A 12,178-nucleotide genomic window follows, 5' to 3' on the forward strand; every position below is an offset into this window, starting at 1 on the left:
GAGCTGAAAGTTGTCATGATGAGTAGCCTCGAACTGCTTCCCGCCGTCGACGTCCGCGACGGCCAGGCCGTCCGCCTGGTCAAGGGCGCCTCCGGCACCGAGACCTCCTTCGGCGAGCCGCTGGCCGCCGCCCTCGCCTGGCAGAACGCCGGCGCCGAGTGGCTGCACCTGGTCGACCTCGACGCCGCCTTCGGCACCGGCTCCAACTACGAGCTGCTGCGCGACGTCACCGGCCGGCTGGACCTCAAGGTCGAACTGTCCGGCGGCATCCGCGACGACGAGTCGCTCGCCCGCGCCCTCGCCACCGGCTGCACCCGGGTCAACCTCGGCACCGCGGCGCTGGAGGCCCCCGAGTGGGTCGCCAAGGCCATCGCCGAGCACGGCGACAAGATCGCCGTCGGCCTGGACGTCGTCGGCACCACCCTGCGCGGCCGCGGCTGGACCCGCGACGGCGGCCAGCTCTTCGAGGTGCTGGAGCGCCTCGACCAGGAGGGCTGCGCCCGCTACGTCGTCACCGACGTCAACCGCGACGGCACCCTGACCGGCCCCAACCTGCAGCTGCTGCGCGACGTCTGCGCCGCCACCGACCGCCCGGTGGTCGCCTCGGGCGGCGTCTCCTCGCTGGACGACCTGCGGGCCATCGCCACCCTCGTCGGGGAGGGTGTCGAGGGCGCCATCGTGGGCAAGGCACTCTACGAGCAGAAGTTCACCCTCGAAGAGGCCCTGGAGGCGGTTTCAGGATGACGGAAGGTCGGATCGTGCGCGGCGACGAGGTCGTGCGGGGCGAGGTCGTGCGGGGTCGGGTCAGCGGATTCTCCCCCTGGGAGGACGAGTTCGGGTACTCCCGGGCCGTCGCCGCGGGCGACCACGTGCACGTGGCCGGCACCACCGCCTGGGTGGACGGCCGGATCGAGCACGAGGGCGACCCGTACCGGCAGACCCTCGCCGCGTTCGGCGTCGGACTCGCCGCCCTGGCCGCGTACGGTCTGACCGCCGACGACGTGATCCGTACCCGGATGTACATCACCCACGTCCGCGACGCCGAGGAGGTGGGCCGCGCCCACCGCGACCTCTTCGACGCCGCACGCCCGGTGGCCACCATGGTGGTGGTCGAGGGGCTGATCGACTCCCGGATGATGGTCGAGGTCGAGCTCGACGCGTACCGCTCCGGGCTGGCAAAGACCCTGGAAGGCCAACAGCCGTGACCCTCGCAGTACGTGTCATCCCCTGCCTCGACGTGGACGCCGGGCGGGTGGTCAAGGGCGTCAACTTCCAGAACCTGCGCGACGCCGGCGACCCGGTCGAGATGGCCAAGCTCTACGACGCCGAGGGCGCCGACGAGCTGACCTTCCTCGACATCACCGCCTCGTCGGGCGACCGGGAGACCACCTACGACGTGGTCCGCCGCACCGCCGAGCAGGTCTTCATCCCGCTCACCGTCGGCGGCGGCATCCGCGCCGTCGACGACGTCGACAAGCTGCTGCGGGCCGGCGCCGACAAGGTGGGCGTCAACACCGCCGCCATCGCCCGGCCGGAGCTGGTCCGGGAGATCGCCCGGCGGTTCGGGCGGCAGGTCCTGGTGCTCTCGGTCGACGCCCGGCGCTGCCCCCCCGGCGTGGAGACCGCCTCCGGCTACGAGGTCACCACCCACGGCGGGCGCCAGGGCACCGGCCTGGACGCCGTCGAATGGGCGGGCCGCGCGGCCGAGTTGGGGGCCGGGGAGATCCTGCTCAACTCGATGGACGCGGACGGCACCAAGGACGGCTACGACCTGGAGATGATCCGGGCCGTGCGCAAGGCCGTCTCGGTGCCGGTGATCGCCTCCGGCGGGGCTGGCAAGCTCGCCGACTTCGCCCCGGCCGTCGAGGCCGGCGCGGACGCCGTGCTGGCCGCCAGCGTCTTCCACTTCGGGGACCTGCGGATCGGCCAGGTCAAGGACGCGCTGCGGGAGGCCGGACACCCGGTGCGGTGACCGTTCCGTCCGCGTGAGGGCCCGCGGTTCCCGGGTGGTTCGCCGGGATTCGCGCGGGCCCTCCGCGCGTGCTCAGGACTCCCGCGGCTCGCCCTTGATCAGGGCGAACGGCGCACCGTTCGGATCCGCCAGCCACGCCAGCCGGCCGACGTTCTCCACGTCCGAGGCCGGCATCAGCACCGAGCCGCCGGCCGCCGTCGCCCTGGCGACCACCGCGTCCACGTCGGAGGCGGCGAAGTACGGCGTCCAGGCGGAGGGCTGCTCCGGGGACATCGTCGGGGCGATCCCGCCGAAGCCGGTGGCCTGCTGGTCCCCCTCGGCGGTGGAGACCACCCGGTAGGTCATGCCGGGGGAGGGCTCCAAGTCCTCCGTCCGCCAGCCGAACAGCGTCCGGTAGAAGGCGGCGGAGGCGTCCGGGGCGGAACTGTGCAGCTCGGACCAGACCAGCGTGCCGTCCTCGGAGACGACGTCCAGCCCCTTGGTGCCGCCCGCTTGCCAGAGCGCGAACTCGGCGCCCTGCGGATCGGTGAGGGCGGCCAGCCGGCCCGCCTGCATCACGTCCATCGGCGGCACCCGGACGGTCGCCCCGGCCTGCTCGGCGGCCTTCACGGTCGCGTCCAGGTCCTCGGTGCGGAAGTACGTCGTCCAGGCCGACCGCGCACCCTGGTCCAGGTTGCCGATCGCGCCGACGGTCTTCCCGTTCAGCTGGACGAAGCCGTACCCGCCGGTCTCGGGGACCTCCTGGAAGACCCAGCCGAAGACCTTGGCGTAGAACGCGGCGGTGGCCGGGATGTCCGGGCTGCCGAGGTCGATCCAGCAGGGCGAGCCGGCGGGGAAGTCGGTGGTCAGCATGGAATGGTGCCCCTTCGACGGAGAGTGACCGGAACGCTCCCGTCGGGCGCGCACACGCCCCCACCCCGGCCACTGCGAGTCTGCACCCGGGCACTGACATCCGCAGCCGGGACACAGCCGGCCCGGCACACCGGACCTGCCCGGAGGCAGCCGTGGTTCACCTCCGAAGACAGGGCCATTGTCGGGCTGCCCGGGCCATGCCGGCGGTCCACGGGTGCGGATCGGCTCCGGCGAAGTCGGCCCACATGCGGGCCGGAGCGCGGGAAGGCGTTCACCACCATCGGATCGCCGGCCTCCCGAGCGCGATCGGGGGCACGGGGTGCGACCGAGCCGACTGAGGACATCGCCCCTCAGCTCGGGTTGTCGTTGCTGCATCCGGGGAGCCGGTCGAGACCTTGCAGGCCTTCGGTCATCAGGTCGATCTGCTCGTCCCGGCCGACCTCGCAGATCGAAGCCTGCCCGTGTGGGTCGACATGGAGGCACGCGTGTCGGGCGCTGCAGCCCGCGAACCGTTCGAGTGGCTTCAGGTGAGCGGGCGACCGGGATGCGAGTGATTCGGCGCCGCCGTGGATCGGGGGCGGGATGTGGGTGCATTCCTTGTGCGGAAGCCCGAGTTCGTCCGCCAAGCTGAGCATCTGCTCGCGCTCGTGCGCGTTCTGCGAGGTGACGATCAATGCCAGTTGCAGGGGAAGCCCGGCCTCGATCCCGGCGGCCAGTCCGGCCGTGACCCGTTTGAAGGCACCTCGACGACGGGTGAACGAGTCGTACGTCCCGGCGGTCGCCCCATAGAGGGAGACGATGACCCTGTACGGCCTACCGGCGTTGAGCGCAGCCAGGATGTCAGGGGCCGACAGCCGGGTGCCGTTCGTCAGCACCTCGATCATCATCCCCAGGTCGTGCGCGAGTCGGCACGAAACGGCGAAGTGGGGGTCGATCAGTGCCTCGCCCCCGGTGATCCGGAGCCACAGGATCCCGGCGTCCCGCAGGGTGAGAAGCACACGGCGCTTGCCCTTCCCGTCCAGGCCGGCGAACCGCTTCTGCCCGGGGGAACAGTGCTCCCAGGCGAGATCGCAGCCGAGGTTGATCTCCCAGCTCGCACAACTGTGCCCGAACATCGAGGCGTCGCGGACCAGGACGGCCTCATTCGTCGGCCGGGCCGCCGGCTCGATGTTCCAGCGGGCGCGGGCGGCATCCATGAGCCAGAACGGGAGGGTGGCCCCGGAGTCTCGGGCCCGTTCCAGCTCCCGGAACCGCCGTTCGGGCAGTTTGATGCCCTCCGGTCGGCCCGGTCGCAGTAGAACGAAGCTCTTGAGGAACGGACTCGCGATCAGATCGTGCATCGTGGCCTCCCTTCACTCGGTTGATTCAGGCACGGGTGACTGAGGCGAGTCCGGTGAGCCTTGCACCCCTCGTGACGGTCCGGTCGGGCGCCGTCTCGAACCACACCACCTTGCCTTCGCCCACGGGGTACCAGCCCCATGCGTGAGACAGCGCCTCGACCAGGAGGAGCCCGCGGCCGTTGGTGGCCAGGTCGTCGACGGTGCTCCGGTCCGGCAGGCGCGGCCTCGAATCCTCGACCTCGACCCGCAGTCGTTCGCCGCCCCACCGGACCGTGACCTGGCAGCGATCTCCGGTGTGTTCAACGGCGTTGGCGATCAACTCGGCGGCGCACAGTTCCACCTCGCGCAACGACTTCTCCGAGATCTCGCGCCAGGACCGGGCCACCTGTACCGCCCACTGCCGAGCGGATCGAACCGCGGCTGTCGTCGGTTGCACCTTGCGGGTCTTCGACATCGGGAGCACAGCGCACTCGTCGGTGTTCATCAGTTCTCCAGGACTGGGTCGTTGATCGGTGAGGTGGTGAGCGGCCGTACGGCGGTTCGACCTTGAGAGATGGGGCTCAGCACCTCTGGAAGCTCGAATTCAGTGAACAGGCTCAACGGCACGATCGGTAGGCGCTCCGGCACGTAGAGTGGTTTACGCGGTTTACAGCTCCTCCAGCTCAGGGGATCGATCGTGACCACACGCAGGGAGCCCAATCACCGCCTCAGAGAGGCGATCTCAGCCGACAGATGGATCTACGAGGCGTTAGCCGGAGCGGTACGGCGCATCGCTGCGGAGAACGGCGAGGCGTTGCTCACCAACAAGTCCGCCGTCGCCCACTGGGTCAACGGTGCGCAACCGGCAGGGCAAGCCGGCCAGTACATCGCCGAGGCGATGTCGCGTCGCTCCGGGCGCCCGATCACCTTGGGTGAACTCGGTTTCGCCACCCCGGAGGAGTCCTTGGCGGTGAGCAGTGATCCGGTCGAGGCGGCCGCCAATCTCGGCCGCGCGGATGTCGAGCGTCGGACATTCCTTGCCGTTGCCGCATTCACCACCACCGGTGTGGCCACGCCGTTGCTCTACGACCCCGAGCCGGTCTCGCGTCTGATGCGGGCTCGGACCGGCAAGGCTCGTGTCGGCGCCGAGGAGGTCGAGGTCGTTCGACAGATCACTGCCGTGTTCAGTGCGGCAGACGAGCGACTCGGTGGCGGGCACGGGCTGACCACCGTGACCGCCTACCTGGCCGACACTGCGGCCCCGATGCTCAATGGCCGCTTCCCTGATGAGAACACGCGGTGTCGGGCCTTTGGCGCCGTGGCCGAGCTTGCCTACCTCGCCGGGTGGAAGCACCACGACCTCGGCCAGGAGGGTGCCGCCCAGCACTACTATCAGGTCGGTTACCAACTCGCCGTGGAGGCGGATCCCTTTGGCCACGCCGGATGGATGATGCGTGCCCTCGCCCACCAGGCGCTCAGTCTCAAGCAGGCCCACCACTGTGTGGCTCTGATCGAGAACGCGCTGGCCCGAAGCGTCGGTCGTGTGGACGGGAAGACCGAAGCGCTTCTCCACATCACCCACGCCCGAGCTTTCGCTGCCGTCCGGGACAAGCCCGCCGCAGCCAAGGCGCTCCTTGCCGCAGAGCGCGCCGTCACCCGTGACGGCGACTCGCAGGCCGGCTTCTCGCTCGTCAGCGGGCCGGTGGCCGGCACGGTCGCGAGCCACACGGCCCGTACTCTCACGGACCTCGGAGACCACGCGGGAACCGAGCAGCAGCACCGTGCCGCGCTGATTCGTTGGGACGCTGAGAAGTACAAGCGCGTTCATGCCCTGACCTACGCGGATCTCGGGGACAGCTTGGCCGCTCAAGCCCGAGCGGACGAGGCGGTGGCAACGTGGGGGCGCGCGCTCGACCTCATGGCCGGCATGACCTCGGATCGGACGAGAAAGGCGATCTCCTCGATCCGCCCTTGCTTGGCGATCTACCGTAGACGTGGTGTGCCAGGAGCCGTCGACCTGGAGCGCCGCGCACGCGAGGCACTGACATGACAGCCGCACCGCAGGAAGGACCTCACTGACGTGGCTCAGCCGACCGCCGATCAGCCCACCGCTCTCAAGCCCGCCACGGAGTCGATGACGCTGCTGGTCGCCGCCGTCATCGTCCATGACCTCGAATCCAGGCGTGTCGTTCTCCTCCGGCGAGGACCCAAGGCCAAGTTCGCCCAAGGCAGGTGGGATCTGCCCGTGGGTAAGAGCGAACCCGGCGAACCGATCACGGGGACGGCAGTTCGCGAACTCAGGGAGGAGACCGGGCTCGTCGTCGCTCCCGAGGACCTGCGCCTTGCCCATGTGATCCACGGGGCCCGTGGCGTCGAGGCGCCCAATGGATTCCTGACCGTCGTCTTCGCGGCTCACCGTTGGTCCGGCGAGCTTGTGAACGGGGAGCCCGCCAAGCATGCGGAGGTTGCGTGGGTCGATGTCGACGGCGTGCCGGAGGAATTCGTTTCCACCACCAAGGAAGCGCTGGTCAGCTATCTCGACAACGGTCCGAGCGTTTCCCTCGACTCGTGGCAGGCCCAGTTCCCGCAAGACGGTTCTTGTCGGTGAGCCGTGTCATCAACGCTTCTGCCGCGGTGCCCCTTGGCTCGCCAAGGGGCACCGCGTTCGACCGGCTCTGCTGTTGTCTTCTCGGTGCAGGTGAATGAACGTTCTCCGCAACCGCCCCGGCGCGGGAAGTCGGCGGGGCCGACCTCCCGTGCACTTCCCGCTCATGAAGGGCCGGGAGCAGCGTTGCCGCTTCGGCGTCGCCGAAGCGGCAACGGGAGACCGGGGTCAGGGGATCATCCCCGACGGGATTCTTTCGGCGACGGTCCGATATTCGTGTCGATGATTTTCTGTCGACTCCTTTGTTCTTCGACACATGGGGCCAGGCGTCCTACCGCGCGGGCAGGGGGAGGACGTGGCGGAGGGCTTCGAGGGCTTCGGGGGCGCCGTCGGTGAGGAGGGTGGTGTGGGCGCCGCGGCCGTAGGTGAAGAGGATCAGTTCGCCCGGGTCGCCGGTGAGGTGGACGGTGGGGGCGCCGGCCGGGCCGATGGTGAGGGAGCGGCCGTCGGGGTGGGTCAGGACCAGGCGGACGGGGGAGCGGCGGCCGGCCTCGAAGCGGGCGATCATCGGGAGGCGGCGCCACAGGGCCTCGGCGCGGCCGGGCGGGAGGGGCTGGGGCTTCACGTCCCCGGCCGCGCGCAGGACGTCCTCGGCGTGCACGAAGTACTCGACGGTGTTCGCCGCCTCGTCCGCGCCGGGCAGGGCGAAGGGGGAGTAGAGCGGAGGGCCGGAACGGAAGAGGCGCAGCAGCTCCTCGTACGGCCGCGCGGCGTAGCCGTCCTGCACCCGCCGGGTGCGGGCGGCCAGGGCGGGGATCCGGATGCCGGCCGCCGCGTCCGGGCGGTGCTCCCGGAGCACCAGGTGGGCGGCGAGGTCCCGGGTGGTCCAGCCGGCGCAGAGGGTGGGGGCGTCCGGACCGGCGGCGGCCAGGAGTTCGGTGAGGCGATGGCGTTCGGCGAGGGCGTGGTTCGACATGGCGTCAGCCTAGAACGGGGCGTCACGGGCGCAGGTGGCCGGTGAGCTTGGGGCCGTTCTGCTTGTTGCTGCCGGTCAGGGTGCAGGTGTAATCCCGCCAGCCCTGCTGGTAGTTGACCAGGGCCGGGCCGAACTGCCGTCCGTAGTAGGTCCTGCCGTCGCCCTGCTTGGCCTTGGCGGCGGCCTCGGCCTCCTTGCAGCCGTCCCGCATGGCGAGGCCGATCGGGATCTCGCCGGTCAGGTTGTCGGCCAGCTTGAGGTCGGCGATCACCTCGCCGTCGTGGTCACCGGCGCAGGGGCGCTCCTCGGCCCTGGTGATCACCGGGCTCAGCTGCGGGTGGTCGAAGCAGGTGCCGACCGGGAAGAAGGCGTACGGCGGCTGCGGCTTGGTCGGGGTGGGTGTCGGGGTCGGGGTCGGCGTCGGGGTGGCCGTCGGGGTGGGCGGGGGCGGCGCGGCGGCCGGCTTCGGGTCGTCCGGCCAGAGCACCGCGGTGGCGACCACCGCGAGCAGGACGACCAGCACGGCGACGACGGTGAGGACCAGACCGCGGGACGGGCGGGAGGCGGCGGCGGGCGGCTGCTCGGAGGTCATGGCCACGAGGATGGCCCACGAAGGGGCCGCCCGGCAGGCGGTTGGCCGAACTCGCCCCGGACGGAGGCCCCCGACGGGATCCCCGGTCGGACGGACCCGCCTGGGCGGCCGGGCGGACTGACACAATGGGCCCCATGTCCACCACACCCGCCACCCCCGGCACCACCGCCCTGGCCTCCGAGATCGCCGCCCGCCTCAAGCGCACCGAGGACGGCCTGCTCCCGGCCATCGCGCAGCAGTACGACACCGGCGAGGTGCTGATGCTCGGCTGGATGGACGACGAGGCGCTGCACCGCACCCTCACCACCGGCCGCTGCACCTACTGGAGCCGCAGCCGCCGCGAGTACTGGGTGAAGGGCGACACCTCCGGCCACGTCCAGGCCGTCAAGTCGGTGGCCCTGGACTGCGACGGAGACACCCTGCTGGTCAAGGTCGACCAGACCGGCGCCGCCTGCCACACCGGCGACCGCACCTGCTTCGACGCCGACGTGCTCCCGCTCGCCTGATCCACCCCCCCCACCACCCACGCCAGAACTCACGAAGGTACCGCCGCGCATGGACCTCGAAGCCTTCCGCAAGCTCGCCGTCGACACCCGGGTCATCCCGGTCACCCGCAGGCTCCTCGCGGACGGCCTCACCCCGATCGGCCTCTACCGCAGCCTCGCCGGGGAACGCGCCGGCACCTTCCTGCTGGAGTCCGCCGAACAGGGCCGCAGCTGGTCCCGCTACTCCTTCGTCGGCGTGCGCAGCGCCGCCACGCTCACCGCCGACCAGGACGGCAACGCCCGCTGGCTCGGCACCCCGCCGGTCGGCATCCCCACCACCGGCGACCCGCTGCAGGTGCTGCGGGCCGCGCTGGAGACGCTGCACACCCCGCGCCACCCCGACGACGGCCTGCCGCCGCTCACCGGCGGCCTGGTCGGCTACCTCGGCTACGACGTCGTCCGCCGGCTGGAGAAGCTGCCCGACCTCAACCCGGACGACCTCGGGCTCCCCGAGCTGACCATGCTGCTGACCACCGACCTCGCGGTGCTCGACCACGCCGACGGCACGGTGCTGCTGATCGCCAACGCCGTCAACCACAACGACCTGGCCAGCGGCGTCGACGAGGCCTACGCGGACGCGGTCGGCCGGCTGGACGCGATGGAGGCCGACCTGGTCAAGCCGGTCGACCCGGGCCTGGCCACCTTCACCCCGGCCGGCCCCGGCGAGGTGCGGTCGCCGTTCGGCGGCGCGCCCTACCGCGCGGCGGTGGACGAGATCAAGGAGCGGATCCGGGCCGGCGAGGCGTTCCAGGTGGTGCCCTCGCAGCGCTTCGCGGCGCCCTGCCCGGCCTCCGCGCTGGACGTCTACCGGGTGCTGCGCACCACCAACCCCAGCCCGTACATGTACCTGTTCCGTTTCCCCGGGCCGGACGGCACCGCCGAGGGCGGCTTCGACGTGGTCGGCTCCAGCCCGGAGGCGCTGGTCAAGGTCACCGAGGGCGAGGCGATGCTGCACCCGATCGCCGGCACCCGGCACCGCGGCGCCACCCCGCACGAGGACGCGGCGCTGGCCGCCGAACTGCTCGCCGACCCCAAGGAGCGGGCCGAGCACCTGATGCTGGTGGACCTCGGCCGCAACGACCTCGGGCGGGTCTGCGAGCCGGGCAGCGTCGAGGTGGTCGACTTCATGCAGATCGAGCGCTACAGCCACGTGATGCACATCGTCTCCACCGTCACCGGCAAGGTCGCCCCCGGGCGGACCGCCTTCGACGTGCTGACCGCCTGCTTCCCGGCCGGGACCCTCTCCGGCGCCCCCAAGCCGCGGGCGATGCGGATCATCGAGGAGCTGGAGCCCACCCGCCGGGGCCTGTACGGCGGCTGCGTCGGCTACCTGGACTTCGCCGGGGACTCCGACACCGCGATCGCGATCCGGACCGCGGTGCTGCGCGACGGCACGGCGTACGTGCAGGCCGGCGCGGGCGTGGTCGCCGACTCCGACCCGCACGGCGAGGACACCGAGTGCCGCAACAAGGCGGCCGCCGTGCTGCGGGCCGTCGCCACCGCCAATACGCTGCGGAGGCCGGAACTGTCCTGAGGCGTGAGGGAGGCGGCCGGGATGCCCGAGGTGCCGTACGACGAGCTGCGCTGGGAGGTCGTGCTGAGCGCGGCCGGGCAGCTCGGCGAGCAGCCGGCGGGCCACGGGCGGGTGCTGTCCGGGGTGGCGCTCGACTTCCCGGCGGCGTCCGACTTCCCGGCGGCGTCCGGCGGCCCGGCCACCGGCGGCCCGGTCCCCGAGCAGGCGGTGCTGGTCCCGGACCTGGTCGTGCTCGCCCGGGACGCGGTGCGCGGCGGGCGGGGCCGGTTCGGCGCGGCCGGGGTGGAGGCGGTGCTGGAGGTGGCCCGGCCCGGCCTGGCGGAGGCCGGGCGGGGGTACGCGCGCAGCGGCGTGCCGCTGTACGTGGTGGTCGACCCGGCGGCGGCGGTCTGCGTGGTGCACACCGCGCCGGCGCCCGAGGGGGTGTACCGGGAGGCCGAGCGGGTGCCGTTCGGCGACGACCTGTTCCTGCCGCTGGGCGGGCGGACGGTGGTGCTGCGGACGGACCTGTTCCCCACCCCGTCCGCAGACCCGTCCCCCACCGCGTCCCCCACCCCGGGTACGGACCACGGTGTCGGCCGGGGGATAGTGGACGGGTGAGCGCTGACCAGACCCCCGCCCCCGCCGCCCCCAGCCGCCGCACGCTCGGCGTGATGCTGCTGCTGACCGTGCTGAGCGCCGTGCTGGTGCTGACCGCGGCCGGGCGGACCTGGGCCGAGGGCCGGGCCGGCACCCTGGACGTCTCCGTCACCGGCGGCGCGATCTCCGAACTGCCCGGCGGGCTGGCCCTGGTGGGCCTCGCCGCGGCCGTCGCGGTGTTCGCGGTGCGCGGCGTCGGACGGCTGGCGGTCGGCGCGCTGACCCTGCTCGCCGGGATCGGCGCGGCCGCCGCCTCGGTCTCCGGGGCGGGCGACACCGCCGCGCTGGACACCGAGGCCGCCCGCAAGCTCGCCCTGTCCGGCTCGGCGGCCACCGAGGTCTCGCACACCGCCTGGCCCTGGGTCGCGCTGGTCGGCGGCGTGCTGCTGGCCCTCGCCGGACTGCTCACCCTGCGCTACGGCCGCCGCTGGCCCGCCATGGGCAGCCGCTACGAGGCCCCGACCCGCAAGGCCCCGGCCACCACGGACACCCCGGGCGACCTGTGGAAGGCGCTGGACCGGGGCGAGGACCCCACGGCGGTCTGAGCCTGACCGCGAGCCCTTCACGACCGCCCGGCCGGGCCCCGCCACGGCCGCCCGAAGGCGCCGAACGCGCCCGGAGCGCGCATGTGACGCGATAGACCCGCCACCCGCTTTGGGGGGCCGGTATGTGGCCCGGCACAATGGAACCCGTCAACCCGCCGGCGGCCCCGCAGGCCCGGCCGGGCCCCGAGAGCCAAGGAGCACCACTCAGATGGCAGCATCAGCACACGGCCACACCCCCGCCGCCTGGACCGGCGTCGTCATCTCCTTCGTCGGTTTCGCCATCGCGGGTGTCGCGATGATCCTGCCGTCGGTGCTGCTCACCTGCGCCGGCCTGGCGGTCGTCCTGGCCGGCGGTGTGGTCGGCAAGATCATGTCGATGGCCGGCATGGGCCAGCAGCCGAGCACCAACGTCTACAAGTCGGTCGAGGAGCAGAACGCGGCCCGCGAGGCCCGCGCCGCCGTCGCCGCCGCTGCCTGACGACCGGTTCTGCGCCGGACCGCCTCCCACCCGGGAGCGCCGCCGTCCGGCCCGCCTTTCGCACAACCGAACGGCGGGCGCGCCGCGCCCGCCGTTTCGTCGTACCCGGGCCCGGGCGCGG

General features: G+C 72.3%; 15 protein-coding genes. 10 read left to right on the plus strand and 5 right to left on the minus strand.

Annotated elements, in window-relative coordinates:
• Positions 1 to 18 precede the first annotated feature (18 nt).
• Genes priA through hisF form a run of 3 tightly spaced genes read left to right on the plus strand, consistent with a single transcriptional unit; the run spans position 19 to position 1,972 of the window.
• Entirely contained in the window at positions 19 to 744 is a 726-nt protein-coding gene (gene priA / locus AB0Q99_RS09885; protein ID WP_363569904.1) for a bifunctional 1-(5-phosphoribosyl)-5-((5-phosphoribosylamino)methylideneamino)imidazole-4-carboxamide isomerase/phosphoribosylanthranilate isomerase PriA, read from the plus strand.
• The gene (locus AB0Q99_RS09890) at positions 741 to 1,205 is read left to right on the plus strand and encodes a RidA family protein (protein WP_363569905.1); all 465 of its coding nucleotides are present in this window, start codon (positions 741 to 743) and stop codon (positions 1,203 to 1,205) included. Before priA ends, AB0Q99_RS09890 begins: the two co-directional genes overlap by 4 nt.
• Positions 1,202 to 1,972 (plus strand): imidazole glycerol phosphate synthase subunit HisF, encoded by a 771-nt coding sequence (gene hisF / locus AB0Q99_RS09895; protein WP_363569907.1) that lies wholly within the window; start codon positions 1,202 to 1,204, stop codon positions 1,970 to 1,972. The genes AB0Q99_RS09890 and hisF overlap by 4 nt, the downstream gene beginning before the upstream one ends.
• Before the next feature lie 72 nt (positions 1,973 to 2,044).
• On the opposite strand, the gene AB0Q99_RS09900 is transcribed toward hisF, so the two are convergent.
• The 3 genes from AB0Q99_RS09900 to AB0Q99_RS09910 all read right to left on the minus strand — a co-directional run bounded on the left by AB0Q99_RS09900 (position 2,045) and on the right by AB0Q99_RS09910 (position 4,648).
• Complete coding sequence (locus AB0Q99_RS09900; protein WP_363569909.1) at positions 2,045 to 2,824, minus strand: VOC family protein; 780 nt, start codon at positions 2,822 to 2,824, stop codon at positions 2,045 to 2,047.
• A gap of 350 nt (positions 2,825 to 3,174) precedes the next feature.
• Positions 3,175 to 4,164 (minus strand): radical SAM protein, encoded by a 990-nt coding sequence (locus AB0Q99_RS09905; protein ID WP_363569911.1) that lies wholly within the window; start codon positions 4,162 to 4,164, stop codon positions 3,175 to 3,177.
• Positions 4,165 to 4,189: 25 nt separating this feature from the next.
• Positions 4,190 to 4,648 carry an ATP-binding protein gene (locus tag AB0Q99_RS09910; protein ID WP_363569913.1) on the minus strand — a complete coding sequence of 153 codons (459 nt, stop codon included), beginning with the start codon at positions 4,646 to 4,648 and terminating at the stop codon, positions 4,190 to 4,192.
• Between the two features lie 192 nt (positions 4,649 to 4,840).
• Here AB0Q99_RS09910 and AB0Q99_RS09915 point away from each other — a divergent pair, with 192 nt between their 5' ends.
• Both AB0Q99_RS09915 and AB0Q99_RS09920 read left to right on the plus strand, forming a co-directional pair.
• Positions 4,841 to 6,193 carry a tetratricopeptide repeat protein gene (locus AB0Q99_RS09915; protein ID WP_363569915.1) on the plus strand — a complete coding sequence of 451 codons (1,353 nt, stop codon included), beginning with the start codon at positions 4,841 to 4,843 and terminating at the stop codon, positions 6,191 to 6,193.
• 30 nt (positions 6,194 to 6,223) lie between these two features.
• Positions 6,224 to 6,751, plus strand: a complete 528-nt coding sequence (locus AB0Q99_RS09920; RefSeq protein ID WP_363569917.1) for an NUDIX domain-containing protein — start codon at positions 6,224 to 6,226, stop codon at positions 6,749 to 6,751.
• A 328-nt stretch (positions 6,752 to 7,079) separates the two neighbouring features.
• Here AB0Q99_RS09920 and AB0Q99_RS09925 read toward each other — a convergent pair whose 3' ends face one another.
• Together AB0Q99_RS09925 and AB0Q99_RS09930 are read right to left on the minus strand one after the other, a co-directional pair.
• Positions 7,080 to 7,724 (minus strand): TIGR03085 family metal-binding protein, encoded by a 645-nt coding sequence (locus AB0Q99_RS09925; protein ID WP_363569919.1) that lies wholly within the window; start codon positions 7,722 to 7,724, stop codon positions 7,080 to 7,082.
• Between the two features lie 22 nt (positions 7,725 to 7,746).
• Positions 7,747 to 8,316 carry a hypothetical protein gene (locus AB0Q99_RS09930; protein WP_363569921.1) on the minus strand — a complete coding sequence of 190 codons (570 nt, stop codon included), beginning with the start codon at positions 8,314 to 8,316 and terminating at the stop codon, positions 7,747 to 7,749.
• Between the two features lie 134 nt (positions 8,317 to 8,450).
• On the opposite strand from AB0Q99_RS09930, the gene hisI reads away from it, so the two are divergent.
• The 5 genes from hisI (at position 8,451) to AB0Q99_RS09955 (ending at position 12,057) form a co-directional block, all read left to right on the plus strand.
• A complete protein-coding gene (gene hisI, locus AB0Q99_RS09935; RefSeq protein WP_363569923.1) occupies positions 8,451 to 8,822 on the plus strand; it encodes a phosphoribosyl-AMP cyclohydrolase in 372 nt (123 codons plus the stop codon).
• 49 nt (positions 8,823 to 8,871) lie between these two features.
• The gene (locus tag AB0Q99_RS09940) at positions 8,872 to 10,395 is read left to right on the plus strand and encodes an anthranilate synthase component I (protein WP_363569925.1); all 1,524 of its coding nucleotides are present in this window, start codon (positions 8,872 to 8,874) and stop codon (positions 10,393 to 10,395) included.
• A 21-nt stretch (positions 10,396 to 10,416) separates the two neighbouring features.
• Positions 10,417 to 10,995, plus strand: coding sequence for a Uma2 family endonuclease (locus AB0Q99_RS09945; RefSeq protein WP_363569927.1), 579 nt, complete (start codon positions 10,417 to 10,419; stop codon positions 10,993 to 10,995).
• Positions 10,992 to 11,579: a TIGR02234 family membrane protein gene (locus tag AB0Q99_RS09950; RefSeq protein WP_363569929.1), complete on the plus strand. Its 588-nt coding sequence runs from the start codon at positions 10,992 to 10,994 to the stop codon at positions 11,577 to 11,579. Before AB0Q99_RS09945 ends, AB0Q99_RS09950 begins: the two co-directional genes overlap by 4 nt.
• A 208-nt stretch (positions 11,580 to 11,787) precedes the next feature.
• Entirely contained in the window at positions 11,788 to 12,057 is a 270-nt protein-coding gene (locus tag AB0Q99_RS09955; RefSeq protein WP_363569931.1) for an HGxxPAAW family protein, read from the plus strand.
• The last annotated feature ends 121 nt before the right edge of the window (positions 12,058 to 12,178 follow it).

Origin of the sequence: Kitasatospora sp. NPDC086791 (assembly GCF_040685975.1) — a bacterium.
Taxonomy (GTDB): domain Bacteria; phylum Actinomycetota; class Actinomycetes; order Streptomycetales; family Streptomycetaceae; genus Kitasatospora.